Source organism: Marinobacter xestospongiae, from assembly GCF_023156385.1.
Taxonomy (GTDB): domain Bacteria; phylum Pseudomonadota; class Gammaproteobacteria; order Pseudomonadales; family Oleiphilaceae; genus Marinobacter; species Marinobacter xestospongiae.
Genome location: NZ_JAKZAK010000023.1, coordinates 1 through 26,205 on the forward strand (window position 1 = coordinate 1; position 26,205 = coordinate 26,205).

Annotated in this window: 30 protein-coding genes; 19 read left to right on the top strand and 11 right to left on the bottom strand. The window is 56.1% G+C overall.

What is annotated here, in order from left to right; all coding sequences use genetic code 11:
• The 3 genes from MLD24_RS16105 to MLD24_RS16115 all read left to right on the top strand — a co-directional run.
• Positions 1 to 469 (top strand): hypothetical protein (locus MLD24_RS16105; RefSeq protein ID WP_248167975.1); only part of this gene is annotated, 469 nt, incomplete at its 5' end.
• Between the two features lie 316 nt (positions 470 to 785).
• On the top strand, positions 786 to 2,048 hold the full coding sequence (locus tag MLD24_RS16110) for a dicarboxylate/amino acid:cation symporter (protein ID WP_248167977.1): 1,263 nt from the start codon (positions 786 to 788) through the stop codon (positions 2,046 to 2,048).
• Between the two features lie 335 nt (positions 2,049 to 2,383).
• On the top strand, positions 2,384 to 3,637 hold the full coding sequence (locus MLD24_RS16115) for a tetratricopeptide repeat protein (RefSeq protein WP_248167978.1): 1,254 nt from the start codon (positions 2,384 to 2,386) through the stop codon (positions 3,635 to 3,637).
• A 303-nt stretch (positions 3,638 to 3,940) separates the two neighbouring features.
• Here the strand turns inward: MLD24_RS16115 and MLD24_RS16120 are convergent, their stop codons facing one another.
• The 4 genes from MLD24_RS16120 to MLD24_RS16135 form a co-directional block, all read right to left on the bottom strand.
• The gene (locus MLD24_RS16120; RefSeq protein WP_248167979.1) at positions 3,941 to 4,192 is read right to left on the bottom strand and encodes a hypothetical protein; all 252 of its coding nucleotides are present in this window, start codon (positions 4,190 to 4,192) and stop codon (positions 3,941 to 3,943) included.
• Between the two features lie 213 nt (positions 4,193 to 4,405).
• Complete coding sequence (locus tag MLD24_RS16125) at positions 4,406 to 4,720, bottom strand: type II toxin-antitoxin system RelE/ParE family toxin (RefSeq protein ID WP_227174564.1); 315 nt, start codon at positions 4,718 to 4,720, stop codon at positions 4,406 to 4,408.
• A gap of 2 nt (positions 4,721 to 4,722) precedes the next feature.
• Positions 4,723 to 4,959, bottom strand: coding sequence for an addiction module protein (locus MLD24_RS16130; protein WP_227174566.1), 237 nt, complete (start codon positions 4,957 to 4,959; stop codon positions 4,723 to 4,725).
• A 368-nt stretch (positions 4,960 to 5,327) separates the two neighbouring features.
• The gene (locus MLD24_RS16135; protein ID WP_248167981.1) at positions 5,328 to 5,969 is read right to left on the bottom strand and encodes an NAD(P)-dependent oxidoreductase; all 642 of its coding nucleotides are present in this window, start codon (positions 5,967 to 5,969) and stop codon (positions 5,328 to 5,330) included.
• Positions 5,970 to 6,081: 112 nt separating this feature from the next.
• On the opposite strand from MLD24_RS16135, the gene MLD24_RS16140 reads away from it, so the two are divergent.
• The 3 genes from MLD24_RS16140 to MLD24_RS16150 all read left to right on the top strand — a co-directional run bounded on the left by MLD24_RS16140 (position 6,082) and on the right by MLD24_RS16150 (position 8,482).
• Positions 6,082 to 6,969: a LysR family transcriptional regulator gene (locus tag MLD24_RS16140; RefSeq protein ID WP_248167983.1), complete on the top strand. Its 888-nt coding sequence runs from the start codon at positions 6,082 to 6,084 to the stop codon at positions 6,967 to 6,969.
• A gap of 254 nt (positions 6,970 to 7,223) precedes the next feature.
• Entirely contained in the window at positions 7,224 to 7,616 is a 393-nt protein-coding gene (locus MLD24_RS16145; RefSeq protein WP_248167984.1) for a hypothetical protein, read from the top strand.
• Between the two features lie 197 nt (positions 7,617 to 7,813).
• Positions 7,814 to 8,482: an HAD family hydrolase gene (locus tag MLD24_RS16150; RefSeq protein WP_248167986.1), complete on the top strand. Its 669-nt coding sequence runs from the start codon at positions 7,814 to 7,816 to the stop codon at positions 8,480 to 8,482.
• Between the two features lie 37 nt (positions 8,483 to 8,519).
• Here MLD24_RS16150 and choX read toward each other — a convergent pair whose 3' ends face one another.
• A complete protein-coding gene (gene choX / locus MLD24_RS16155) occupies positions 8,520 to 9,467 on the bottom strand; it encodes a choline ABC transporter substrate-binding protein (RefSeq protein WP_248167988.1) in 948 nt (315 codons plus the stop codon).
• A gap of 416 nt (positions 9,468 to 9,883) precedes the next feature.
• On the opposite strand from choX, the gene MLD24_RS16160 reads away from it, so the two are divergent.
• The 3 genes from MLD24_RS16160 (at position 9,884) to MLD24_RS16170 (ending at position 12,427) form a co-directional block, all read left to right on the top strand.
• Positions 9,884 to 10,762 carry a hypothetical protein gene (locus tag MLD24_RS16160; protein ID WP_248167990.1) on the top strand — a complete coding sequence of 293 codons (879 nt, stop codon included), beginning with the start codon at positions 9,884 to 9,886 and terminating at the stop codon, positions 10,760 to 10,762.
• 227 nt (positions 10,763 to 10,989) lie between these two features.
• On the top strand, positions 10,990 to 12,078 hold the full coding sequence (locus MLD24_RS16165) for a hypothetical protein (RefSeq protein ID WP_248167992.1): 1,089 nt from the start codon (positions 10,990 to 10,992) through the stop codon (positions 12,076 to 12,078).
• 1 nt (position 12,079) lies between these two features.
• Entirely contained in the window at positions 12,080 to 12,427 is a 348-nt protein-coding gene (locus MLD24_RS16170) for a hypothetical protein (protein ID WP_227174590.1), read from the top strand.
• Between the two features lie 145 nt (positions 12,428 to 12,572).
• On the opposite strand, the gene MLD24_RS16175 is transcribed toward MLD24_RS16170, so the two are convergent.
• From MLD24_RS16175 to MLD24_RS16185, 3 genes are all read right to left on the bottom strand, one after another.
• Entirely contained in the window at positions 12,573 to 13,064 is a 492-nt protein-coding gene (locus MLD24_RS16175) for a hypothetical protein (RefSeq protein WP_248167993.1), read from the bottom strand.
• A gap of 139 nt (positions 13,065 to 13,203) precedes the next feature.
• On the bottom strand, positions 13,204 to 13,653 hold the full coding sequence (locus MLD24_RS16180) for a hypothetical protein (RefSeq protein ID WP_248167995.1): 450 nt from the start codon (positions 13,651 to 13,653) through the stop codon (positions 13,204 to 13,206).
• A gap of 91 nt (positions 13,654 to 13,744) precedes the next feature.
• A complete protein-coding gene (locus tag MLD24_RS16185) occupies positions 13,745 to 14,017 on the bottom strand; it encodes a hypothetical protein (protein WP_248167996.1) in 273 nt (90 codons plus the stop codon).
• 146 nt (positions 14,018 to 14,163) lie between these two features.
• On the opposite strand from MLD24_RS16185, the gene MLD24_RS16190 reads away from it, so the two are divergent.
• From MLD24_RS16190 to radD, 3 genes are read left to right on the top strand one after another with little or no spacing between them, the layout of a single operon-like run.
• Positions 14,164 to 14,583, top strand: a complete 420-nt coding sequence (locus MLD24_RS16190) for a MarR family winged helix-turn-helix transcriptional regulator (RefSeq protein ID WP_248167998.1) — start codon at positions 14,164 to 14,166, stop codon at positions 14,581 to 14,583.
• 21 nt (positions 14,584 to 14,604) lie between these two features.
• Positions 14,605 to 15,489: an alpha/beta fold hydrolase gene (locus MLD24_RS16195; protein WP_227174599.1), complete on the top strand. Its 885-nt coding sequence runs from the start codon at positions 14,605 to 14,607 to the stop codon at positions 15,487 to 15,489.
• A 44-nt stretch (positions 15,490 to 15,533) separates the two neighbouring features.
• On the top strand, positions 15,534 to 17,315 hold the full coding sequence (gene radD / locus MLD24_RS16200) for a DNA repair helicase RadD (protein WP_248168001.1): 1,782 nt from the start codon (positions 15,534 to 15,536) through the stop codon (positions 17,313 to 17,315).
• 100 nt (positions 17,316 to 17,415) lie between these two features.
• Here the strand turns inward: radD and MLD24_RS16205 are convergent, their stop codons facing one another.
• Complete coding sequence (locus MLD24_RS16205) at positions 17,416 to 17,823, bottom strand: hypothetical protein (protein WP_248168003.1); 408 nt, start codon at positions 17,821 to 17,823, stop codon at positions 17,416 to 17,418.
• A 145-nt stretch (positions 17,824 to 17,968) separates the two neighbouring features.
• Here MLD24_RS16205 and MLD24_RS16210 point away from each other — a divergent pair, with 145 nt between their 5' ends.
• Positions 17,969 to 18,751, top strand: a complete 783-nt coding sequence (locus tag MLD24_RS16210; protein ID WP_248168005.1) for a helix-turn-helix domain-containing protein — start codon at positions 17,969 to 17,971, stop codon at positions 18,749 to 18,751.
• Between the two features lies 1 nt (position 18,752).
• Here the strand turns inward: MLD24_RS16210 and MLD24_RS16215 are convergent, their stop codons facing one another.
• Positions 18,753 to 20,375 carry a sterol desaturase/SRPBCC family protein gene (locus MLD24_RS16215; protein WP_248168007.1) on the bottom strand — a complete coding sequence of 541 codons (1,623 nt, stop codon included), beginning with the start codon at positions 20,373 to 20,375 and terminating at the stop codon, positions 18,753 to 18,755.
• A 156-nt stretch (positions 20,376 to 20,531) separates the two neighbouring features.
• On the opposite strand from MLD24_RS16215, the gene MLD24_RS16220 reads away from it, so the two are divergent.
• The 3 genes from MLD24_RS16220 (at position 20,532) to MLD24_RS16230 (ending at position 22,640) form a co-directional block, all read left to right on the top strand.
• The gene (locus MLD24_RS16220) at positions 20,532 to 21,578 is read left to right on the top strand and encodes a helix-turn-helix transcriptional regulator (RefSeq protein WP_248168009.1); all 1,047 of its coding nucleotides are present in this window, start codon (positions 20,532 to 20,534) and stop codon (positions 21,576 to 21,578) included.
• A gap of 84 nt (positions 21,579 to 21,662) precedes the next feature.
• Complete coding sequence (locus MLD24_RS16225; RefSeq protein WP_227174613.1) at positions 21,663 to 22,145, top strand: FKBP-type peptidyl-prolyl cis-trans isomerase; 483 nt, start codon at positions 21,663 to 21,665, stop codon at positions 22,143 to 22,145.
• Between the two features lie 27 nt (positions 22,146 to 22,172).
• Entirely contained in the window at positions 22,173 to 22,640 is a 468-nt protein-coding gene (locus MLD24_RS16230) for a P-loop NTPase family protein (RefSeq protein ID WP_248168011.1), read from the top strand.
• 16 nt (positions 22,641 to 22,656) lie between these two features.
• On the opposite strand, the gene MLD24_RS16235 is transcribed toward MLD24_RS16230, so the two are convergent.
• Positions 22,657 to 23,229, bottom strand: coding sequence for a hypothetical protein (locus tag MLD24_RS16235; RefSeq protein ID WP_248168013.1), 573 nt, complete (start codon positions 23,227 to 23,229; stop codon positions 22,657 to 22,659).
• 219 nt (positions 23,230 to 23,448) lie between these two features.
• On the opposite strand from MLD24_RS16235, the gene MLD24_RS16240 reads away from it, so the two are divergent.
• The 3 genes from MLD24_RS16240 (at position 23,449) to MLD24_RS16250 (ending at position 26,178) form a co-directional block, all read left to right on the top strand.
• Complete coding sequence (locus MLD24_RS16240; RefSeq protein WP_248168015.1) at positions 23,449 to 24,426, top strand: Solitary outer membrane autotransporter beta-barrel domain; 978 nt, start codon at positions 23,449 to 23,451, stop codon at positions 24,424 to 24,426.
• A gap of 61 nt (positions 24,427 to 24,487) precedes the next feature.
• On the top strand, positions 24,488 to 25,447 hold the full coding sequence (locus tag MLD24_RS16245; protein ID WP_248168017.1) for a lysozyme family protein: 960 nt from the start codon (positions 24,488 to 24,490) through the stop codon (positions 25,445 to 25,447).
• The gene (locus MLD24_RS16250) at positions 25,447 to 26,178 is read left to right on the top strand and encodes a hypothetical protein (RefSeq protein ID WP_248168019.1); all 732 of its coding nucleotides are present in this window, start codon (positions 25,447 to 25,449) and stop codon (positions 26,176 to 26,178) included. The genes MLD24_RS16245 and MLD24_RS16250 overlap by 1 nt, the downstream gene beginning before the upstream one ends.
• The last annotated feature ends 27 nt before the right edge of the window (positions 26,179 to 26,205 follow it).

The window sequence follows — 26,205 nt, forward strand, 5'->3', positions numbered from 1 at the left end:
GGATGCGGAATCAAACAGCGCAAGCAGGTTCAGTTCGGCAATCTGGTCGGGTGAAAACGGCATGGCATGTCCTCTGTATTGTTTTGGCTTGGAATTGTTATTGGTTCCTCGTTATCGAGGTGGGTTTACAACAGTTGTATACGAGGCAGCGGCATCAGACAAAGTTTATTTACGCTGGTCCTGCCCGCTGATGCCCAGGTTCCAACTGAACCGAACCAAGCAGATCTATTTTTCAGACCAGTTTTTGACCAATTTGGACCCTCATCCCGGCAGGATTCAAGTGAGCAGCCAGAATAGCGCCTATCTGGCTGGGAATGGATTCTGGGCTTTCGCTCTGCAATGGCAAGGAGAACCCAATGCCCCGTCAGGCTCGGGTTATCGTGCCCGGTCTCCCACATCCACATTGTTCAACGTGGTCGTAATCGTCAGCCGGTGTTTGTTGAGGATTACGGAAAGCGCGACAAAGTAGAAATAGGCCTGTCACGGTTTTTAATGGCTAAAATTCCTTTCTCCCTCAACTGGCGTTTGTATGACTTCAGAGATCAATCATTCATATACATATAGCCGGCACGCATAGCCGGTTTCTTTGCTGAATCTCTCTATCCATTGTGCCACAAGAGATCTGGTCGTTTGTCTCTGGGCTTCCAGCAACATTTCCTGCAGTTTCTCTGAGTAACGTACGTGGCAATACCGGTTTACCTCGGTGCTGGTGGTCACCAGAATCCTCGTCTTTGACGTTTTTGAACGCCTGTTCATGAACGAGCCGAAATGGAGTGGGGGCCTCGATGAGAGCTTTACTAAATGCCTATCTGAATACTTCTCTGGTGTTGCGCATTGGCATTGCGCTTGTACTGGGTCTGGTTGTTGGGCTGGTGGGTGGGCCCGCCGTGGTCGGGTGGCTGGCCCCTCTGAGTGAGTTGCTGCTGCGGTTGTTGAAATTTCTGATCGTGCCGATTGTGCTGTTTACCCTGATGGTGGGGATCAATCAGGCCAACCTGGGCAGCATGGGGCGCGTGGGTTGGAAACTGTTGGGCTTTTACGTGCTCACCTCGGCCCTGGCCATCTCGGTGGGTCTGCTGGTGGCTACCGCCTTCTCTCCCGGTAGTGGCCTGGAGCTGACCTCGTCGGAAACGGTGAAGGTGCCGGAGAATCCGGGCTTCATTCAGGTGCTACTGAACATCGTGCCTACCAACATTGTTGGGGCGTTTGCTGAGCCCAACCTGTTGGGGGTTATTTTTACGGCGGTGGTGTTTGGCATCGCACTGATGAAGTTGCGGGAATCCGAGGCTCATGGCGAAATGGCCGAGCGGCTTTATGGTGTGGTCTCTGCCCTGAACGAGGTCACCATGAAAGTGATGGCCGGCGTGTTGCAATATGTGCCGATAGGTGTGTTTGCCATTGTGGCCCACACCGCTGGTAAACAGGGTACCGCCACGCTGTTGGCACTGGGCGACATGGTGATGGTGTTGTACATCGCGCTGGCGGTGCAACTCGCGGTTTATGCGGTGCTGATGCGTCTGAATGGTGTGAATCTGGTGAGCTTTGTGCGGGAGGCCCGGGTGCCGGTGGTCACAGCATTTGCCACCCAGAGCAGTTCAGGTACGTTGCCGCTGACCCTAAATGCGGCTCGCCGGCTGGGCATTCCCCAGCGTATCTATGGTTTTAGTTTGCCACTGGGTGCAACCATCAACATGGACGGAGCCGGCATTCGTATCGCCATTTCAGCGGCCTTTGCCGCCAACGTGGTCGGCGTGCCGCTGGATGTTGTCACCATGCTGGAGATTGTTCTGATCGGGACGCTCGCTTCCATCGGGACTGCCGGCGTTCCCGGAGCCGGTATTGTGATGATTGCCACGGTGTTTGCCCAGGTTGGGCTACCGATCGAAACGGTTGCTCTGCTGGTGTCTATCGATGCCCTGGTGGGCATGGGGGCAACGGCCATGAACGTGACCGGGGATCTGGTCTGTACCTCGGTGATCGCCCGCTCCGAAGAAAAGTACGAAGCGGGCGAGGATCGCTTGGCCATACCGTCAGAACAACATTCCTAGAAAACGGACCGAAACAGGGCAAGGTTTCCGCCTGGCCTGTTTCGGTCCTGCTCCTTCCTCATTCCCGCCACGTGCCCCCTGCGTACCCTGAATTAGCGCCCAGCGAGCTACTGGAATGCGCTTCTGTGCCTTGGCACAGAGTCCGGACTTCAGTTTTTGCCGACGGCCCGGGCTCCCCAAATTTTTGCCTCGTTTCTCCGCCAATACCGCGAATTGGGTCTAATCTAACTCGGGAGGCATTTGGATGCAGTAGGATAGTTAACCGGCCCCGGTGGCTTGAACGGTGCCTTAACCCGTTATGGATTCAGAAAGAGGGAGCTTTGATGGTTAAGGCAATGACGTTCCTGCTGCTGGTATTGCAGGGCTTTAGTCCGGTATTCGCACAAAATCAGGATATTGATGAGTCGGAAAGCCGGCGTGGCCAGTTTCAGTTTGCCCTTCACTACGATAATGAAATCCGCTATGGCGGTTCCAAGACGCCGTTTACGGCCGGAAGTGAATTGTCCCACGGAGATAAAGTTGTTGTTGTCACCCATGTAAATGGCAGTCCCTCCCGGACCAACGGCGGGCACTTCACCTATAAAAAGCTGGCAGAGCAGAATCTCAGTGTCACCAGGTCGATTGTGCGCAATCTCGGTGTGAGTATTGATCATTTTGTTTTCTATACGGAAAAGGACGATGGTCGATCCAGCTATTACGACCCATTTATGACGGTGTTGACGGCGTTCAACGAAGACCGCGAATCGGCCCTGCCTACCGAGGAATTTGATGTCATTGCCTCGGTTTTCTTCAGGTCGGAGCATGTGGGTGATATTGCCAGCCTCAAAGGCCAGACGACGGAGTGGACGCCAGACCGGTACAGAAACTTCCTCATATCGAGCTGGGCCAGGGATGTTCTGATCGATATGGCAGTCATGGCGATGAGGAGCGGTGACTACGAGTTGTCGTCCCGCTTGCTGGAACCTGCCATTTCGGTGGATCACCCACCCGCGATGTATTTGATGGCGGCCATACAGGACAATCTTGGAGATAAGGCAGGCTCGGTAAGCTGGTTAAAGAAAGCCAGTGATGAAGGGCATAGGCAAGCCACGTACATGCTGGCCCTGAGACTGGAGTCGGGTGCTGGTATTCCCCAGAACCACGACGAATCCATCCGCCTGCTGACGGTTGCGGCGGAGGCTGGCCACAGCCAGGCGGCTTTCCGTTTGGGCAGGCATTACCTCGACGGCAAAATTGTGGAGCAAAACTCAGAGGAAGCCGCTCGGTGGCTGGCGGTCGCGGAGGCGGGCGGAATTGGTGAGGCGTCGCCGTTTAAAGGAAAAGCCGAGCATCTCTTGGACCTCGAACGTCAAATGGGGACCCTGAGAGAGGAGACGGATCAGCTAACGGAGCAACTCGCGGCACTTAATGAAGCTTCGGCTATTCTTGAGGTCAATAGCAATCACCCTCTGAACCGTCTTTCCCACGATCAATGGAAGGTGCTTACCATAAAAATGCAAGAGAACAGGAGTTATTACGACGACGTTGAGGGCATTGTTTATTGGCGCAGGGTCGAGGCACTTGCCCGTCAGCTGGGGTTCTTTGAATAGGACAAATGGGGCCGATGTGTTTGTCGGTGGAAATAGGTCTGTTTAGGTTTTTGCCGATCTGCGTCCTTCCTGGGTCCCTCCTCGAGTTAATTAACTATATGAAATATAAAACAATATTAACGGGTTGCATCAAGTTTACGTCTGATACTCTCGAGCGGATCATAGAGCTGACAAGTGCCTGATGGGACCGAGGCGATGGCTTCATTCTCGTCATGCTGGGTCAGCCAGACCACCTGAATGAGGGTATTCAAATTGATGAATATGAAGTTACTGCTCGCTTTTCTATCTCTGATTGGGTCCACCTCAGTGCGCCTCCAACAGCATCACCCGCCATTGGTAACTGTCTTCATAGTCGCCGTCAGCCTTGATCACAGCAGAAGCAAGGAGCGTATCCTGGTCATCGGGCAGCACCTTGCAGGCTGATGCGACCAGGTATTCAACGTTTAATTCCGTCTTGAGAGAATTGAGTGCGCCAGGTGGGCAGGGCTGTTCCTCGCCGGCGTGGCCCACAAGAGCGGTGCCAAGCAGTACAAGCAATACGATAAGCTGGTTCATCGATGTCCTATTTGTGGCTTACAGGATGCCAATGCCTCTTTATCTCGGCTGGTCAATAAAGAATCGAAATGCCCGGTGAGCCGGAAGAGGGTGAGTTTCCAGATTCATTTCCCACCGTCCACTCTAGGGCTGTGAGTCTGAGTTGTCGTTGCGTGTTTCGGAGAGCGTGATTATTAGCTGATGAGTCTCCAAGCCGGGTATAAGCCCAGAAACCTAAAGCATGCTGCGTTCTCGCCAATAGCCAGGCTTTCTGGACTGATGAGCAACGGCGACTATGATGGTTTCCTCGAGCATCTCAATTGCAACGATATCGTACGGAAACCGGTCAATAATCAGTCGTTTTGCACCAGTATCGTCAGCTTGTTCAGGAAGGGGAGATAGGGGGCTCAAGTTTTCTTCAATAATATCAATGGCGGCATCCACGGCAGCGAAAAACTCCGCGCCGAGACCCGGCTGTCGATGCTCATACCATTCTGCGGCTGCGATCGCTTCCTGCGCGGCCTCTTCCAGTATCCTTACTGTTCGCACTTTTACTCGCTTAACCTTGCTCGCATCTTTGATCGGAATTCATCACGGCTTAGCAGTGTGGCTTCACCGTTTTTGACCTTTAAGACACGTCGAACAATTTCGTCGCTCCAGGCCTGCTCGACAGAGCCGTCGCGAGGGCCGTCCAGGCTCATGATAAGCTCGCGGGCTAACGCCGCGCGTTCCGATTCGGAAAGAGTAGAAATCTGAGAACGCAGGTTTTCTAGTGTTTCGGTAGTCATAGGGCCTCCGCGAGTGCCGATACAGTCATGCTATCCCGATTCAAAGGCCCCAACAAGGTTGTGCCGGTTTGGCGGATTTTTGCGGGCCGCATTGATCTTCGTGTGGAACTACTGAGTGGCCCTGGATGGCCCAGACGTGAGAGACAGACATATCGTGGTGCTCTTACCTTCTTGCTAAGCAACGTCATTGCGGGCTGCAATTGACGAGGCCGTCAGTTCGCTCACGTCCACATGACCGAATATCGGCTCCAGATCCCGCCCGACCAGATGCCTGGGCCGGGCCGGCGTCCTCACTGATTAACGTGGTCAAACGAAAAGCGAGCGGGGGCTTTTCAGTGAATCCCCCGCAGTGCTTTTGTGGTATCGCCTCAAGCGTAGGCAAGGGTGAAGCGGGCATTCTGATGAGCCGGTTCTTCCAACTCATCGATCATGGCTTTGGCGTAGTCTTCCACCGAGATCCGGCTCTCGCCGTTCGCATCCGTCAGTAACTGGTCACTTCCCAACTGGTACTGGCTGGTGCGTTCACCTGGCGCGATCATGGCCGCCGGTGACAGCATGGTCCAGGCAACGTCGTCCTGCCCTTGTAGTGCGTTCAGGGCATAGCGTGCGCCTTCGGCGGTTGCTTTGTACTGGGCTGGAAAGTCGGGGGTGTCGATCAGTTGTTTGCCGGGCGCCACCTCCAGGGAACCGGCACCACCCACGACCATCAGACGCTTGACGCCTGCAAGCTTGGCGGCGGACAGAATGCTGTCGAAGCCCTTGGCGAAATAGCCGGCCACGTCTTCCTGGGCGTGGCCAGAGAAGGCGCTGAGCACGGCATCAAAGCCCTGGAGCTGGTTCGCGAGGCGTTCGGTCTGCTGCACATCGGCTTTCTTTACGGTTAATCCGTCTCTGGCTTCCAGGCGCTCCGGACGGCTGACCAGGGCGGTTACCGTATGGCCCCGGCTCAGGGCTTCGTCTCGCAGGGCGGAACCGATAAATCCGCTGGCACCGATAATTGCAATGTTCATGTTGTCGTCCTCATTGAATGGTCATCGATGAGGTCTATTGTGTTCGGGATGATTGATTTGAAGAACAGGCCAATTGATAATTCATTGTTATTGAATCCATAACAATGTTTCCATGATTAACGACGTCGACCTCAACACACTGCCGCTGTTCATCGCCACCGTTGAAGCCGGTTCCTTCACCCGTGCGGCCGAGCGTCTGGGGTGCACCAAGACCAAGGTCAGCCTCAATATCCGGGCGATGGAAGATCATCTGGGGCTGGCCCTGTTCACCCGTACCACCCGTCAGGTCACCCTCACGGAGGCGGGTCAGCAGCTTTACCAGGCGTGCCAGCCCTTGTTGCTCCAGTTGGGCGAAGCCCTGAGCGACGCTGGCACCAGCGCCCGTACCCTTAGTGGCAACCTGCGGATTACCGCGCCGGCGGACCACGTGGCGCAAAGCCTCGCGCCCGCAGCGGCGGAGTTTGGAGAGCGTCACCCGAACCTGCGCATCGAGCTGCGAAGCGGCGATAAGGTGTCGGATCTGGTCAGCGAGGGGATTGATCTGGCCATCCGAATGGGCTGGCTGAGAGATTCCAGCCTTCGCGCCCAGAAACTGGGGGAGTTTCAGCAGAGGGTGGTGACATCCCCCGCTTACCTCGAAGCTATGGGGACGCCTGCCCACCCAAGTGAGCTCAGCCAACATCGATGGATCGAGTTCACACCCCTGCCCAGCGCATTGACCTGGACCTTCGAGAAGGACGGAGAGCGTATTCAGGTGCAGATGAACAGCCATCTCAAGGTCGACAGTACCAGCGCGATACGCAGTCTGATGATGAAAGGAGCGGGCCTCTCGGTACTGGCTGGTAATGTCAGCCAGCAATACCCGGAGCTGGTGTCGCTGTTCCCGGACTGGCAACTGCCCTCGGGCGGAATCTACGCGGTATTCCCGCCTGGTGCATTCATACCTGCCAAGGTCCGGAGCTTTGTGGATTTTTATCGGCAGTGGCTGGCGGTTGAGTAGGTTAGTGTCCCGTCTGGCTAAACTCGCTAGAGAGCACCGGTAATCAGAACCGTTCTATTTAGGTAGTTCGCTTTGTCGTCCAATAGGTCTGGGGTAACGGGTATCGCGGCCAGGGTAAGGCCTCAAGTGCAGTTGGGGTAAAGTGTTTTCTGAAAGCCGGTGCAGATTGTGCTCGGGCTGAAGGGGACGGCTATGCTGCTCTGATAAGGCGGGCACTAAGCTGCTCTATCGATTGAATCTACAAGGATCTTGCTATGGTCACCTACCTTTACTGGTTCATTGTTCTGGCTCTCGTGTGTGGCGCCCTTTTCGGAATCGGCGTACGGCTGGGAAAGTGGCAGCCGGCTGTGATTCTGGCGGTCGTGATCGCGGTGGTTGGCTCTACGGCTTATTACTTCTGGTTGCAGCAGATTTTCGTGAAGCGCTACGGCGGCGTGATGAGTATTAGCATTCCTCAGGGTCTGCAACACATCGGCGCCACCTGGAAAGGCGACAACCTGTGGATTGAAGACTACAACCCGAAAACCAATGAGTGCATTTTCCGCGAGTATTCCCGGGGCGATTTGCTGCAAGGGCGTGTGGTGCTGAAGAGCTGCCATCCTTTGGGGGCCAGCAGACCGGCACCCTCGACGCCCGTCGCCGAGTAATGCTAGAAAACCGGGGGTTAGGTGTCTTTCTCAACCCCGTTTTGCCAAGTCCGATCCCAATTCAAGAAAGAGGCCTGGCTATTAATGTTTGGAGTGGCAGGCTAGATCGGCTACTGACATTTGAGCGTGCAGGCAGCATACAGTCCTCAGCTGAACTACACTGAGTGATCCTACACCGGTATAGGGAGGCTCTTGTGATGGCTGTCCGACCGAACGTAGTGTTCTTTGATGTTCTTGAAACCCTGATCAACCTGGCCCCATTGGCTGATCGCCTGGAAGAGGTCGGTCAGCCGGGGATCATTCTGGAGCCCTGGTTCCTGCGCTTTCAGCGCGATGCCATGGCTCCTACCCTTGCCGGAGACTCGGCACCTTTTGACGCGGTTGCACGGGAAGCGCTCCGGACGGAGACCAGGCTCACGCTCAGTGAGCGGGAGATTGAGTATGTGGTTGACGGTTTTTCCACACTGCCCACCTTTGACGATGCCGTGCCTGCCCTGAAGAAGATTGCGGATGCCGGCGTGGCTGTCGGTTGTCTGACGGTGAACAGCCCTGAAAGAACCCGCCGTTTTCTAGAGGGAGCGGGGCTTATCGGGTTTGTCGATCATATAGTGACCGCTCAGGACGCCGGGGTTTGGAAGCCCCATCCGGATATCTATCGGTGTGCCGCACAAGTTACCGAGACGCCGATTGAGCGTCTGGCCCTGGTTGCCGTGCATGCCTGGGATTGCCACGGTGCGAAGCGGGCCGGGGCGGTGGCAGGCTGGTGCGCTCGCCTTGAGTACGAGCCTGGTGATGTCTTTCTGCCCGCCGACGTGATGGGGGAGACGCTAGTGGAGGTCGCCGACAAGCTGATGTCACTGAACTGAAAGCCCCAACCGGGGCTTTACAGCCATGCCGAATCGCTTAGTTGGGCAGGGTCAGCTTCATGGAGTCCGCTATGGCTCTGGCATCGACCTCACTGCCATCACGATGCGTAACGTCCTGCAGCCACGCTTCCACGGCCTCCGGGTTTTGATTCATCCAGTGACGAGCGGCTCGGTCCTGAGGAACGAACTGGTTCAGGATCATGTCCATCACCTGGCCTTCCATTGCCAGTGAGAATTCCAGGTTATTCAGGAATGTCGCCACGTTTTCACAGTCGTCCGCAAAGCCGGCGCGCGTGTTGGTGTAAACCGTTGATCCGCCCTTGTCGGGGCCAAAGTAATCGTCACCACCCTCCAGATACGCAATATCAAACTGCTCATTCATTGGATGCGGTGCCCAGGCCAGGAAGACGATCCACTTCTGATCACGAATCTTGCCGTTTACCTGAGCCAACATAATGCGCTCCGAAGTCTCAATCAGATCAAAACGTCCTAAGCCGAAGGCATTGGCATTGATCATATCGAGAATGAGTTGATTACCATCATTGCCGTTCTCCAGACCGTAGAGCCTCTGCTCAAACTTGTCTGGGAACCGGGCGATATCAGAAAAGCGCCTGACTCCGGCCTCGTAGACATACTGTGGGACTGCCAGGGTGTACTTTGCGCCTTTGAGGTTGGCACGTAGCCGCTCGATCTTCTGGTCATTAATCAGCGGATCTGCCACGGGCGCCATACTTGGCATCCAGTTGCCCAGAAAGACGTCGATGTCGCCTTTCGCCATGGCGTCGTAGGTTTCGACGACCGATTGATCGGAAATGGCCACCTCGTAGCCAAGCGCCTGCAAGAGTTCGGATGCCACGGCCGTGGTGGCCCGGACGTCCGTCCAGTCCACAATCCCGAAGCGTACCTGGTGACACTGCTCGGCGGCATGGGCTGCCTGTCCAACCATAACCGTCGCAAAGACCGCCAGAATCAAAATCGTTCGCATATCAAACCTTTTAATTGAACGTTCAATCAATGTTTGTGAGCGGATGGATGGTACATAAAGCTGGTCGAGAATGATATTTGAGTTGCGGGTTTTGCTGGTTGCTTTTTGAGCGAGTTGTTCGCTTTTTGTTATCGCTTTGTTGCTTAAATGAAACCTCCCCTTGCGCCTGGCGTATCAGGCCTGGGTTAGGCGAGGAGGATCGTTCGGAGTAGTACCGCGCTGGCAGGGGGGGCTGATCACCGATTATTGTCCATTGCCATTCATAAGCTTTCTAACACAGATGCCGTTCTGGGGCCGAGCCGAGCTGGTCGGAGATGCCAGTGTTTTTCCGCCGGATTGCCATTGTCTTCGTTTGGCTACGAAATGGCGCTTTCGCCTACAATGGTGGGCCGTTCCATTTTGCTGTAGGAAGCTTTATGTCGTTATCCCAATCCGAGGGTGGTCGCCGAACCAGAGCCAACTCGGTACTCAATGTGCTGGGGACTGTTGTGCTCATCGTTGGAGCGGTTGCACTGTTCGCCCCCTCATTCGTTCAACCGCTGTTGCCCACAGGGCTGGCCGGGCCGCTTGTGGAGCATGCCAAGCTACTGATTGGTCTTGGTATCGCGTTGAAGGTGGTAGCAAGCGTGGTGCGGGCCAAGAAGATTGTCGGCGCGGGCTACCGACTTGGACAACAGCAACAGGCCGCCGAGCCCAATCAGCGCAGTGAAGGTGACGACATCGACTGGACGCCCCTCAAAAAAGGCGGTTCCAACTTCAAGACCCATCACCTGGTCCAGGTCAGCCCCAGTCGACTGGAGGTCCGCCCCAGTATCCAGATGATGCTGTTCTGTGCTCTGTTCATGGTTCTGGGGGGCGGTGTAGGCAGTGTGTTTGTTGTCGCGGGTATTCGCGACGGTGATCTGATGAATGCCGTTATTCCCGGGCTGATTGGGCTGGTTTTTGTGTTGGCTGGCGCGCTAATGCTGAAATCGGCCAGTAAACGCCGGGTGTTTGACCTGTCCCTTGGCGGCTATTGGCGCGGTTCCGCCAAACTGAGTGATCCTCGGGCCCTGACGACCCAAACAGACTGGGTCAGGTTGCAGGACATCAAGGCGATTCAACTTCTGCGGGAAGGGGTTACCAGTACCAGCGACAACGGCCGCCGCAGCTCCTACTGGAGCTACGAAGTGAACCTGGTGTTAACCGACGGCCGCCGTATCAATGTCATGGACCACGGCAAACAGGCCTCCATCCGTCACGATGCCGAGGTGATCGGCCGGCTTCTGGGCGTGCCGGTGTTGGACCGAAGTTAGTGGGTCGAGTGACCATGGAGGCCAAAAGGGGGCGCTGATTGAGGCCCTGGGCGGTCGTGGAGTGAAAAGCCCGCTCCGACCTTACAGTCGTTTCGGTGCTCGTAGCGACCAATAAGTTCGGGGAGAGCACATGGCGAAAGAATTGTCCTGGACACTAATTGATCGATTCGATAAGGTCAGCAGCAGTAAATTGGAACTTACTGTCAATATTATCAAGGATTGATAACATGCCCGAGATATGCTTTTCGTCCCGTCAGTGTGAAGTTAGTGATGTTGTTGGAAACGATGTTAATTTAATTGAGAATTTTCGTCGTCTCAATGGATTGCAAGCTAACTCTCTTATCTCGCCCTGCCAAGCCTATTCTACTGATTATGAGGACCCTTTAGCTGCCGTGTTAGTCGGGCAGTTAAACTCAATGGGTTTTCAAGATCGGAAAGTACTAGCATGGTGTGCAGCCAATTTTGGTGATGATGTCCATGGAGTTGCCGCATTTTGTAAAGAGAATCTCAATAAAGATACCTTGAAACAGATTGCTGGTTTGATGGGAGCTTCATCAGGTGCTGCCAAAGCTAGGTTGAACGGGTTTCAGGAAGCGTTGCTGGAATACCAGGAAGCATTACTGGCACTACAGCAACGCAAGCAAATAACTGTCAAGGGTGTTTCAGTAACTTCATTTGTAGCCGAGAACCGGGTGCGCGATGCTTATAGAGCCCTTGAAAGCGAATTTGCCTCGGAGTTGAGTGTTTACGTCGCAACGGGGAGCCGTGGTAAAAACAAAGGTACGGCTCTATCAAACGCCGACCGCGGCGTACTTTTGGCTAGACGTAGTGAATCGGGAAAAGCAGATCATCGATTATTTGTGGCTGATTCGATTCAGGGAGGAAATCTGCGATGGTTTGCTGGCTTTTTCAGGAGTGTTGGGTATGGCGCTACTCTCTTAGACGCGTTCCTGCGTTACAGTGAAGTAAGAACAGTTCAGACGAATGGAGAAGACTGGGTAAAAGAAAGTGTTAAGCAGACGGTTGGTATGGGCATGGGCATGGTTGCTGGTGGTGCCGCTGGCGAAGCCATAGTTAGCCATGGGAGTCGCCTTGGAGGGCAACTGTTAGTTACTGCTGGCCGACGCTATGGCGGACAGCTAGCCATCCGAGCTGGTGTGGCGGCAACTGCCGGCCTTATATCTGCTGGACCGGTTGGGTGGGCCATTTTAGGAGTAGTTGTTTTTACTGGAGTCTATGTGGGGCTGCTAGTTGGTAGTGGGTCTGACTCTGTTGGCCAGGCTGCTGTAGACAAGTTGTACGGACGGGTAATGTAAGATGCCTTTTTGGTATGCAGTACTGGTAAGTGTGCTTTTTATAGTGAGTGGGCTTTCGTGGATTTTATTTGGGCGTTTAACTATGGGGCGTATAGAAAAAGATATCCGAAAGGAGAATCTCGAGCTTTCTGCCCGTTGGGATGCTTTAGGCTATCGTATATTCGGGTTTGCCAGGGCTGTTGTCTTTAGCGAGCGGCGCTTGCCGGGCAAAAATGAAGTTATGGTGGATGCAACACTTATTAGGCGTTTCGCAAACCCTCGTGACCGCTTACTTGGTATAATTTTTATGGTTTCAGTATACAGTCTTTTAGTCGTTGTTTTATTTGGAGTATTTTTATTTGATCTCTAGAGCGAAGCGGCTAGTAGATTCTGTTATTTGCCGGACTATTAGAAGGATTTTAGCCGAGTAGTGGATCTGACAATTCTGGTCGACGGGCAGTAGTGTCTATTAAAAAATGTAGTTGCCATTAAAGATGGGAGCCATTCGGCTCCCATCACCACTCACACTGTTCAAACACTTGCTGCTCCGGATCGACATCCCGCGACGCTTCCCGGGCAACAGCCACCAACTCTTCGGTGGCAGGAAAAATGGCTCCGGTGCCTGGCCATTGGTATCCCTCGTTTCCCTGACAAAGGGTAATAATCACCCACTCTGCTGGAGCCGCATCCGACTCACCGGGTTCCGCAAACAGTGCGTATGTCAGACGATCGATTTTCGGCCCCCGAAATACGTCACGGACTTCAACGTGGTGCAGAAACACAAGCTCACCCTCACTTGCCTCTGAGGCTTGACGTTCGGCCGACACGTGGCGGACGACGGCGGCAAAGGGTGTTTGATCGACAGCATCGATCAGGGCTTTCTCAACAAAACCGAAGCGGCCAACGGGTTTGACTTCTTCCGCAGTGTACGCCTGACAGCCTCCCATCAAAACCATCGAAACGAAGAGCACAATTATTTTGCCGGATTGGGGCTTACTAGTTTTCATCTTTTTGATTCCGCACAACGGTGTAACCACGATACATCGGTAAGCTGTCGCACAGAGGTGTGCTGATCAGAAGCATAAATAACAGCGTTGGGCCCTGAACAGATATGTGTAATGACAGCAGGCACACTCGGTTTCTCACTCAGACGAAATTGAGCGCCAGGTATCGCTTCCTTATCCCACCAGGTCGACGGACTCCGGGCGTTACGGCCAATGGCTTTTCCCAGCCGCTCTCATCTTTAACGGTTAACCTGCAGCGTTTGAGATGGATGAAGCTGAACTCAATGGTTTGCTTGTCGACGATGTGGAGGTCTTCCAGCGCCCCGGTAGCCAGATAGCCCCCGAACTCCAGCGAGTCCAGAATCTCGGCATCACGGTTGATCAGATAAAGGCGTAAGGTTTCCTCGTACGGCACGTCATCCGTGACAAACAGCAGGTGGCGTTGTTCGTCAACCTGATACTGGGCCTCAATCAGAGCGCCTTTTAGCGGTTCGCCGAATGGCTGATTGTCCCTTAGCAGTTGAAGGTGAGGACCAGGGCTGTCGTCGGAGCTGTTGAATGGTCTGAATGAAAGTTGATCGGACTGTTCCATGGGGTGTCTTTGGGATTCCTTTTGCGAGAGAAAAGAATCGCTTTGAGTCAGCCATTCTCCTGGTCCGCCCTCTCTGCTGATTCCGGTACTTTCAGGTTCTTAGATAATACTCGATGCCTACTGCACGGGACACTGGATGACCTCGGATCAGCGCTTCCTCAAACAATCTCAGCCACTGGGGCAGGCGCCGGGTGCGGAATTCTCGCCATTCCTCATGCGTCCACAAACTGGAGCCGTTGTATCGGCAGAGCTCCATCAGCAGGTCGTTGCAGTCCATCAGTACCTTCAGGCTGAGCGCGGCGGTGTAGGGGTCTTGGGGTGTCAGGTCCAGTTCCTGTGCGGCGTAATGGACGATGGCGGGCATCTGGCTGAGGGTGTGGCGTTTTGTTAAAGCCCGAAAAGCCCCGTGCTTGATGTGAGCGGGTTACTGGTTGCGATCGAGTGCTTCAGTTGACAGAGTTAATAGTTGCTATATCCTTGAGTAGTCAATTATCTCGCAAGGTTAACGCTATGTCCCTTTCCCAGCACGCCAGCAACCTCCTCAAGCTGGCGACGTTCCAGACCAGGCTCCAGAAGAAGCAGGACCAGTGGTTGGCGGCCCACGGTATCAGTTTCAAGGAATTCACCATCATGTATCACCTGCACCAGTCACCCACCAAAAACATGCGCCGCGTTGATGTGGCCGAGGTGGTGGGGCTCAGCGCGTCGGGGGTTACCCGGTTGCTCAATCCCATGCAGAAAATCGGGCTGGTGGAGAAAGAAGAAAGCGCCCGTGACGCCAGGGTGAGTCTGGTTCGCCTGACCGAAGCGGGCGAAGCCCTGTTCAAGGACGCGGAGACCTCGGTGAATGAGCGGGTCGAAGCCTTCATGGACCTGCTCACCGACGAGCAGCAAGCAGCCCTGCAGGCGCTATCCGAGACAAGGCTCTAGAAACGAACTGGAAGGAAGCCAATGAATTATCGACAGCGATTGATCGACCGCATGGGCGTCCCGGTGAGCCAGGCGCAGGTGATGGCGGGGGCAGTGAATACGGCCTATCTGGAGGCTGGTGACGGGCCGCCGGTGATCTGTCTCCATGGGGCAGGTGCCGGCGCGGTGACCTGGTACCCAACCGTCGGGGCGCTTGCGCAGAACTATCGGGTGATTGCGCCTGACATTGTCGGCTATGGTGAGTCTGACAAGCCCGATGCCGCCTACGACCGGCCCTTCTTTTCGGCGTGGCTGAAAGACTTCCTCTCTGCCTTGGCGATTCCCCGGGCCCACATTATCGGCCTCTCCCAGGGCGGGGCAATTGCCCTGCAGTTCACCCTCGACCATCCGGAGATGGTCGACCGGCTGGTGCTGGTGGATTCGGCCGCACTCGGCGCCCGACCAGAGATCTTGCCCCTCGCTGGAATGATCTGGCTGAATGCCCTGCCGTCGTCTCTGGCTAACCGGTTTTTCTCCCGCTATCTGTTGGTTAACCCCAGCAACCGGAACCCGGACCATGGCCGCTATTCCGTTCAGGTGCTTCAGCGGGCCGGCGGCAAGAAGGTCTTCAGTCAGGGCCGGGGAGCGGCGGTAGCCGCCATACCGGAAGACGCCCTGCGCCAGATCCATCACCAGACGCTGATTCTGTGGGGCGAGAATGACCGGCTGTTTGCCATCGAGCATGGCGAGGCCGCGGTGCGCACGCTGCCCAACGCCCGGCTATGCCGGCTTCCGGAGGCCGGTCACTTGCCCCTGATGGACCAGCCCCAGGCGTTTAACGATGCGGTGATCGGGTTCCTGGATGGGGCCGGCAAGGGGGATCATCGGAATTCGGCCCCAAGCTCTGTGATCGGCCAGGGCGTTTGATAGTATGGCCGACCTGTTACCCTTCTGACGATCAAGCCCACAACATGACTGCTCCTTTCACACTGCGCCCCTACCAGCAGGAAGCGGTTGATGCCACGCTGAGGCACTTCCGCCAGTCCGACGCGTCCGCGGTGATCGTGTTGCCGACTGGTGCTGGCAAGAGTCTGGTCATCGCCGAGTTGGCCCGGCTTGCCCGGCGCAAGATCCTGGTGCTGACCCACGTGAAGGAGCTGGTGGAGCAGAACCACGCCAAGTATGAGAGCTATGGCTTGGAGGGTGGGGTTTTCTCCGCCGGGCTGAAGCGTAAGGAGAACCACCACCAGGTGACCTTTGCCAGTGTGCAGTCGGTGTCGGCGAACCTGGATCAGTTCCGGGATGAGTACTCGCTGGTGATCATTGATGAGTGCCATCGGGTCAGCGGAGACGAGAGCAGTCAGTATCAACGGATCATCGACCTGCTGCGGCAACAGAACGACTCCCTCAAAGTGCTCGGCCTTACCGCTACCCCTTACCGTCTGGCCATGGGCTGGATCTATCGCTATCACTACCGGGGCTTTGTTCGCGGCGCCGGCGACGAGCAGGACAAACCCTTCGCGCACTGCATTTACGAGCTGCCGCTGAGCTACATGATCAATCGTGGCTATCTCACCAGACCAGAGCTGGTAAACGCGGCGGTGGCGCAATACGACTTCTCCGCGCTGACTCGGGATCGCTTTGGTGAGTACGCCGAGAAGGACGTTAACGAGCTGCTCGGGAAACACCAGCGGGTAACCCGTGCCATCATTGAGCAGGTGACGGAACTTGCCGCCGACCGTAAAGGGGTGATGATCTTTGCAGCCACGGTAGACCATGCGCGGGAGATCACCGGCTATCTGCCGCAACAGCAGACCGCTCTGGTGACCGGCATGACCGAGCTGCAGAATCGGGACCTGCTGATTCAGCGTTTCAAGCAGCGGCAGCTGAAGTTCCTGGTGAATGTGTCTGTGCTGACCACGGGCTTTGATGCGCCCCATGTCGACCTGATTGCCATTCTCCGGCCCACCCAGTCCGTCAGCCTGTATCAGCAGATCGTGGGTCGAGGGCTTCGGCTGGACGATGGCAAGCAGGATTGTCTGGTCATCGATTACGCGGGCAACCATGTGAACCTGCATCATCCTGAGGTGGGGGAGCCGAAACCGGACCCCGACAGTGAGCCGGTACAGGTGTTTTGTCCGGGGTGTGGCTTCGCCAACATATTCTGGGGTAAAACCGACGGTGACGGTCATGTTGTCGAGCACTATGGCCGCCGTTGCCAGGGGCTGCTGGAGCCTGTGGAAGAAGACAAAACCGGGGTACAGACGGAGCGTCCGCAACAGTGCGATTATCGATTCCGCTTCAAGGAATGCCCACACTGCGGTGCTGAAAACGACATCGCGGCCCGTAACTGCCACCAGTGTCACAAGGCCATCATCGACCCGGATGATCAACTCAGGGATGCCCTGAAGCTGAAAGACGCCATGGTGATCCGGTGTGCCGGGGTAACGGTGAGTGTTGCCGGCAGCCGGCTGAAGCTGACTTATCACGGTGAGGATGGGGAGGAGCTCGGCGAGTCGTTTGATTTCGGCAAGCCTGCGCAGCGGGCTGTTTTCAACCGATTGTTCGGTCGCCGTTTCGCCAACGGCCAGGCGCCGAAAACGTTTACCCGCGTGGATGAAGTGGTGGAGCGGCAGACGGTGTTGCCGGCGCCGGATTTCGTGATTGCTCGCCGGCACAAGCACTATTGGCAGGTGCAGGAACGGATCTTCGATTATCAGGGACGTTACCGGAAGGCCAACGAGGCTCCCTGATAACCCAGCGCCACAAACGGCTTCGCTCTCTTACTGGCGTCAAACGCTGGTGTGGCTGGCAGAGCGCACGGCCACACCGAGGCAGGTTTGAACCGTATCATTACCGGAGCGCAGGTTGGGGGGCATCCTCGCCGGCAACCCGCTTCATCCACGCCATGTCCAGCGGTACCAGCACATTCAGCGCGAAGAGTACCCAGCCCAGAGGCTGCAGGCTCGGGGCAAACCACACCATTAGCGCCAGGGACAGCAGGCCCCAACTCACATCCACCACAATCATCAGGTGGTAGTGCCTGGCCAACCATCGCTCATTGATGGCCATTGCCGCCATGTCCATGCACCACAGCAAGGTCAGAATGCCGGCCACCAGATAAAAAGTGGCGCCAGGTCCGCCGGCCCATTGGGCAATCGGTTCGGCGGCCAGAATGAGTACCAACGCCATGGGTGTGGAGAGGAAGACGTCGGTCAGGACGATCTGTTTCACACTGAACTGTCGGATCATGTTTTTCATGGGATCACCTTGATTGGGTTTCGCAATGGTTTGGGGTGCGCTACAAAGCTTCTACCCGGGTGGTGATGGACTCAATTACCTGTGAGGTAATGGTTTGGCTTACCCCCAACCGCAATAATGTCCGAGAACATTGACAGGAAACCCTATGAGCGCCTTCGGTACGCTGGTCAGAGAAATGCGGCAGGGCAAGCGCCTGAGCCAGATGGAGTTCGCCCTGGCCTGTGAGGTGTCGGCAAAGCACATCAGCTTCCTGGAAACCGGCCGCAGTAAACCCAGCAAAGGCATGGTTCTGCATCTGGCGCAGATGCTGCAAACGGACCTGGCCGGCACCAACCGGCTGTTGTCCGCAGCGGGATACAGCCAGGTCTATTCCGACCAGGACTTGAGCTCGCCCGGCATGGCCATGATCAGGGAAGCGCTGGAGCACCTGTTACAGGGCCACATGCCTTACCCGGCGGTGGTGTTCGACCACGAGTATTATCTGCTGATGGCCAACCAGGCGATGCAACAACTGATGCAAACAATGGCAGAGCTGGGTGCCCGGTTTCCGGCGCGGCCAAACTTTTTGCTGTCGTTGCTGGATGACGAAGGCATCAAGCCTTTCGTGGGTGATTGGGAAACCATAGCCTGTCATATGCTGCAACGTGTCTACCATGAGCATCTCGCCGGCCCTTTTCGGGATCAGCCCAACCGGTTGCTGGAACAGGCGCTAAGCAACCCTGGCGTTCCGGAGAACTGGAAAGGCCACGTGGTGGAGCACCTGGACTACCCCGCGATTCCGTTCACGCTGAACCTGGGAGACCACCAGCTCAGCATCTTTTCCACCATCGCAACCGTCGGCACGCCCCTGGATGTCACCGCCCAGAACCTGCGGATTGAGCATTTCTTTCCGATGGATGAGGCCAGTAAGGCGTATTGGCAAGGATGAGCTAATCCAAGCCTCCTTTGTACTCATCGCCTTCGATGGCCGTTTTCAGTTGCTGGAGGGCCTGTTCTGACTTCTGCTCTATGGCAGCTTTGAAGTGAAGGGCATTGGCAGCGACCAGGGGGAAATTCGGCATGGTATACGCAAGGGTCCGCTCAAACTCGCTGATACCAGGGGCGATGCTCGTGACTCGGTAGGTCAGGTCAATTCTCACTTCATTGTCGAGATTGTTGCCGAGGACACGCCAGTCGTTGCCCTCAGAATAGTTGATGACTTCCCAGCTGACCCGGTTTGCTCCCATCGGGGTATCGATCACTTCGTTGAAGCGATCTCCGGCTTTCAAAGGCCCCAGGCTGGTCACATCGATCTGTGTGGACTGCGGGTGCCACTCCGGCCAGCGGTTGACCGAACTTGCGTATGCAAGTGTCTGAGCTGGGGAGCGTTCAATGATGATGGTATCGACGATCCGGGTGGTGACCGGCAATGTCCAGAGGCTGACGGCGAACCACAACATCAGCGGCATGCGTACCAGCTCTGTCCACCAGTAACGACGTCGGTTTTCCAGCAGATCATTGGCAATGACGAGCCCGCTGACGGTGAGCAACACACCTGCTACGAGCTGCATCGATGACAGTTGCGGCGAAAGGAAGATGAACAGAGTGCAAACCACGAAGGTAACCGCCATGGATATCGCGACGTAAGCCTTCTTGCCCGGGGTGCTTTGAGGGTCGTACTTGGGTCGCTCGGCGCTTCCGTGTTTCTGCATACCCGGAACATTGGCATCCAATACCCGGCAGTCCTCTGGGCGCCAGCCCGTGGGGCGAAACCAAAGCGACAGTTTGTCCTGCCAGCGTGCTGTTGTCAGGGTATCCCGTGCCAGCATCGACCAATGCTGGAGATTGGCCCTGATGGGGTTGAGGGTATCAAGTGGACGAGTTGTGCCGTAGTGGCAGGGAGTTGAGGCCAGTTCTGGCTGCCAGGTGCCAAACACCCGATCCCAGATGACCAGGGTGCCGCCGTAATTGCGGTCGATGTAGATCGGGTTTTTGGCGTGGTGGACACGGTGGCTGGATGGGGTGGACATGATCCCTTCAATCAGGGGAATGCGGTTGATGCTCTGGGTATGAAGCCAGAATTGATACATCTTCAACACGATGAACTGAATAACAAAGACCGCTGGCGGACATCCCAGTAGCGCCAGGGGCAGATAGAACACCCAGGAGAACCCATACTGGAACGCGCTTTGGCGCAGTGCGGTGGTGAGGTTGTATTCCTCGCCCTGGTGATGGCCAACGTGCGCACCCCACAGGATATTGATTTCGTGGGCGATACGGTGAAACCAGTAATAGCAGAAGTCGACCCCGAAAAAGAACACAACCCAGGTCAATGGATCGCCGACAGCGAAATCGAAAAGGCGATGGTTGTCCCATAGCCAGATAAAGACCGCAAAGGTATAGGCTTTGAGCAACGCATCGGATAGCAGCAACAGAATTCCCATGGACAAGCTGTTCACGCTGTCATTGAAGCGATGAAGGCTGCGACCCTGAACACGGAGAAGCAGGTATTCCCCCAGCATCAGAATCATGAATAGAGGAATGGCGAGGCCATTGATGTTGTATCCGCTCATGCCGGTACTCCTTTTTATTGTTTATCCATTATCGGAAGGCCGGCCGTGCAGGTCAGTGACGGGTGGCGACGATTGGTGACAGAAGGCGACATGTATTTTGGGCTATATTATTCGCCTTATGTCTCAATGTGCCTTTAGACCAGATCAGGAGCGACGATGAGTCATCTGTCCATTGCCAACGTCTGGGTAAACTCGCTCTTACGTACCCTGCATAAGCAGGGTCTGGATGTAAGTGCAATCGTCGCCGGCCTGCCGGGGTTTGAGCAGGGTGCGCTCAGGCATCGGGGGCGGCTCGACCTGATCTCGGCACGACAGCTTTGGCACACTGCGGCCAGAATGTCTGACGACTCTGTCCTGGGCGCGCGGGTTGGTCTGCAGCAGGATTACAGAAGCATTGGCGTGCTCGCACCGTTGTTGTGGCACTGTCCATCCGTGAGGTTGGCCCTGGAGCACGTGGCTACCTTTCAAACGCTGATCAGTGAGAACGGTGTTTTCCACTATGACCAGCAGCGAACGAACATCGCTGCGCCCGCGATGCTCCGTTGCCGGTATGAAGAAACCCCCGCTCCACTGGCGGCCAACCCGCAGCAAATCCTGTCGGTGGTCGCCGGTACTATCCAGTACATTCGCAACCTGTTTGACCAGCAGGTCGTTGTGCGAACACTGGTTCTGCCAGAGGGGGTGGCACTGGACTGGCGAGAGCTGAGTGACCTGTTGAACCTCCCTGCCAAGGTATCCGGTGATCGCTTTGGCTTCGATCTGGACATCACCCACATTGACTCGTCCATCGCAGGTTGTGATGAGACCCTGTACCAACTCAGTCTCAATTACGCTTGCCAGCTGCTCAACTCGAAACAGGCTGGGTCGGAGCGGTTGCTCAGGATACAGGGTTACATCGCTAACCATGGCCTTGCCCAGGCTAGACTGGAATCCTGCGCCAGGGCACTGAACCTACACCCGCGAAACCTGCAGCGGCAATTGGCCGAGCAGGGCGCCAGCTTTCGTCAGCTAAAGGAGGAGGTGTTGAAGGGGGTCACCATTCGCGAGCTGAACCTGAAAACCCCGCCAGAGCAGATTGCCGCTCAGCTCGGTTATTCTGAAGCGAGCGCATTCTACCGAGCCTTCAGGAGCTGGTTCGATGTGTCGCCCAGCCAACTTGCCCAACACACGCGTTTGGACTCCCAGGCACATTCCGAACCGTGACGGCTGAGACCGCGTGAAACCCTGACTGAAGTCGACACCATCGCTGGCTATAATGGCGGACTTTAAACCGTCTCAGAGAATCCTATGCCTATCGAAAAGAATCAGGTGGTGTTGTTTCACTACAGTGTCCGTGATGAACAAGACCGCGTCGTTGAAAACTCCCGTGGCGGTGAGCCAAATGCATACCTTCATGGCCATGGCGGCATTATCAAAGGGCTGGAAGAGGCTCTGGAAGGTCGCGACGCCGGCGATGTCTTCAGCGTGACCGTAACCCCTGATAAAGGCTACGGTCCGCGTCAGGCCGATGCGGTGCAGCGCGTGCCGATCAAGCATCTGGTCGGCGCCAAGCGCTGGAAACCGGGCATGATAGCTCAGGTACAAACCGACCAGGGCCCGCGTCATGTGGTCGTTGCCAAGGTGGGCCATAAGTTTGCCGACGTCGACACCAACCATCCCATGGCCGGTAAAACCCTGACCTTCGATATCGAGATTATCGACGTTCGCGCCGCCGACCCGGAGGAAATCTCACACGGCCACGTGCATGGGCCGGGTGGGCACCACCACTAGCCAGGGAGCACACATAAGGACCATATGGTGACCTGGCAACGAATCATGATTGTGGGCGGCCCTGGCGCCGGCAAAAGCTGGCTCGCTGGTGAGATTGCCCGTCGAACTGAGCTGCCATGGTTCTGTGTGGACGACGCGGTGTGGCGGGCGGATGGCACGTTGCGCCCGGCGGAGGCCATGGACGACCAAGTCAGAACATGGGCTCTGCAGTCCGCCTGGATCATTGAGGGCGGGAACAGCCGTACCTACCAGGAGCGGGCATGTCGTGCCGACGTCCTGATCGTTCTTTCCCCACCTCGCTGGCTGAGGGTGTGCCGGGTGTTGCGGCGGTTGCCGTCCCGTGCCCTCCTGCAAGGCACGCTGACCTACGACCGCCTATTCCTGCAAAAAAATCTGGGCTTAAAGGCCGCTCTGCCTGAGCAAAGCGCATTCTATTGGCTGCGCTCCCGACAACAGGTGAGGGCGTTCCTGGATGGTTTGCCCATGAACGGCTGACCTCATCGGGGCGGTTCTATTCCACCCAGGTCTCCTCAAACGTCATCCCCAGAGACGATTGATCAACTCTGAAGGTGGCGACAAACGGCTGGTCTGGTAGCTGATTCCAGAACGTTTTTGGAACGCACAGCTCGAAATACAGCGGGTCCAGCTGGTCACTCTGTATCTGATAGGTACAGGAATAGCGACCACCGCCCCGGTATCTGGAGACCTCGTAGCTGATCACGCGTGGTTCGCTGTGGATCATTGTCCAGAGGCGAGGCAGGGCGTAAGCGAACGACAGGTGGTTTACGCCCCAAAGCAGCAGGGGCATGCCGATCACAAGCAGGCACTTGCGGGTCCGACCGTAAGACCTCCACACGGATTGGGGATCGAGCGTACCTCTGCGCACGTGACTTGCGGCCCATACCGAAACACCCACCGCCAGCGCCGCAGACAGGAATACAGAAACCCTCGCGACCTGCGCATCCGGAAGGAAGTTCTTGGGAGAAAACGTGTAGATCACTGCGATCACAAAAAGCGGGAGCTGCGTGAAACACAGGATCTTCTGCTGCCGATTCATGAGAGGTTTTGAAGCAGTTGTGCTCATTCAGCATCCTTTACAGGGTCTGGTTATGCAGTCCTTGCAATTGTTCAGCATGTTACCAGCTGGAGTCGGGACCATAGACCCCATTTAGGGCGTGATCAGTGGGTGATGCGCTTGCTCATGCGCTAACTATTGGTTCTGGGTGCGCCTATAGTATGAGTGAGCCCTCGGCTTTTCCATGATTGAGCAGCCATTATCTGAGCCGCCATGATGCGACGTTGCATGCGTACCCTTTCAGGTTTCCTGGCCACCTCGGTTGCTTTGACGGCTTCGGCTGCGAGCGTGGACGAAGTGGTTCAGAACCAGTTGTCCCAGTCCTTGGTGACCAGCAGCCTGTTGACTAATGGCGATGCCGTCCGGCTGGGGTTCTGGAATTTCAATCCCAATGAGTTTGTGAATCTGGAAGACGACGCCTTTGGTAATGAGGAGTCTGCTCAGCTGCGGCAGCAGATTACAGTCATCTCGCTACCCTATGAGTGGACACTCGCCGCTTCGAATGGCCGCGACGAAGTGGGTTTTGTGGCCAAGGCTGCGTATCTGGATGTGAAACAGGACGTTCAGCTGGTGGTGTCTGACGAACCTCGTAAAGACAGACTGGACGATTCGACCACTTCGCTCTCTCTGGGATCTGCCTGGCGCCACTACCTCGACGATCACTGGAAGCTGACCGTTCGGGGCTTTGGCCACTGGATGCGGTACCGCAATCAGGCCGAATTCCGGACTCAGGCTTCAAGGGACATTGCTCCCGTGCTGGATGGCCTGCTGACCAACATCACTGTCGATGCGTTGCTGGCGGAACCGAGCGTCCAGCTCAGTTATGACACGGTTTTTCACCGCACCCAATGGCAGTTCTTCAGTGACTACCATTACATGGCCGGCGACACCTACCATACTGATCGCCGTGCCCACGATGCCAACCCGGAAGCCTGGTTCTGGTTTAATGGCGCCCATATGACCAACCCGTTGCTGTCTGAATGGCTGCCAGGGCAGACCATCTGGTTTCGGATAGCTCGAGTGGATCTGGGGGGCGACCTCGCCCAGTCAATTGGAAACCGGCATTATTATGAGGCTGGCATCGCCTGGTTGGTGGATACCGGTGATTATGTCTCCGTGCTAGACAACATCGGGATAGGCATCAACTTCAACTACGGCAGCGTGTTACGGGGTGGTAGTCTGGTGCTGATGCTCAATGAGTTTTGATCGGCGTGTTTGGGGTTGACCAGAGCTGAGGCACATTGAATCGGACTCGCGTTTTGAGACTTTGCGCCTGTTACCGGCCTTCAGAATTGTAAAAACGCACGGTAAGATCGAGCTCTCCCAACTTGCGATAAGGAAGTTCGCAATGAGCACTATGACGCTTTCCGGAGCCGTCGGGATTGGCGGTAAGAATCAGCCCTCCGACATCCGCTCTGTTCAAACTGCACTGAACCAACTGAATGCCCTGATTGTACCAACCCGTCGACTTGCCGTGGATGGAAGTCTGGGGGCGGTGCCAGCCCGCTCCAATACCGTTGCGGCCATCGAAGTTTTCCAGAAAAAAGTGGTTGGCATGATGCGCCCGGATGGCCGTATCGATCCCAATGGCCGAACCCATCGATTAATGAACCAGAAACTGGCGCAGGCAGCCTCGTCGCAGGCCTCACCGTCACCGAACCTGATTGCTACCCTGATGAAGCGCCTTGAGCAACAGGAAGGCCGGATACCTCATATGTATCTGGACACCCGCGGTTATGTGACGGTAGGTGTGGGCAATATGATCCCGGATGCCAACCAGGCTGCGGCGATCTCCTTTGTTCATCGTGATACCGGTAGGGCTGCGACAGCAACTGAGATTCGCGAGGAATACAACGCCATCAAGCAACGGCCCTATGGCCGGCGATATGGCGCCAGTGCATTCCGCCCCTATACGTCACTGGAACTGACCAACGCCACCATCGACCAGCTGACCCGCAAGCACGTTCAGAGCTTTACCGGCGAGTTGCAAACGATCTACGGTAAAGCGGCTTTCAACGCCATGCCAGACAAGGTGAAACTGGCTCTGTACGACATGATTTTCAACCTCGGTATGACCAAATTGAAGAACGAGTATCCGAATTTCAATCGGCATATTGGCAACAGCGACTGGGCGGCTGCTGCGAGGGAAAGTCGACGGGGTGGTATCAGTGATGAACGCAATCTGTACGTTCGGAACTTGCTCAATCAAGCCGCAGGAACTCCCTGATGATGCCCGCACATCGTTCCTTTCTCCTCGCTGCAGCACTGATGCTGTCAGCCTGCAGTAGTGCCGCGCAACAACCGCAGGCGCTCAGTCCCGAACACCCGATGCTGGCAACCCTTGAACCGGTGCCGTCACCGGATGAGGTCACTGCGGACGGGTTGATGTCGGCGCGCTGGCAGTTTCCGCTCATGCTGACGAAGTCGGGCGGTGATTCGAGGTCGGTGGAGAGCTGTCGAGCCTTACTCGAAGCCCATAACGATGGCTTCGGGCCGGCCCAGCCGTCCGATTACGGACTGGTGCAGGCCAACCTGGCACTCTGCCTGGCCACTGAGGACAGTGGAGCTCTGAAGCCCTCGATCAACAATCACCTGCCTGCGCCGCTGCTGGGGCCGCATTTTCCTGAGGTCGCACCAGCGGAGCTGGCCGTGGCGATTTCCGACTACCAGCGGGCGCGGGTGAAGGAGAGCCGCTCCTGGCAGGATTTCAGCGCCATCAGGGACCACCAGTCCCGCAGTCCCTATGAGGCCACCTACGTGACGGAAGACGGCGCGATCCAGCGTGTTTTTCTGGTGGCCACCGGGGATTTCAACGACGATGGAGCTCGCGATGCCATCCTTTACCTGGAAAGTGCGCTTGAGGAAGGGACCTACGGTACGGCGCGCTACCTGATCGTGACGCGGGAAGAGGACGATGGACCCATGCGGGTTCTGAAGAGCGTTTGGCCGGGCGAATAGCCCGGTCACGCTGGAGGAACCTGCTGC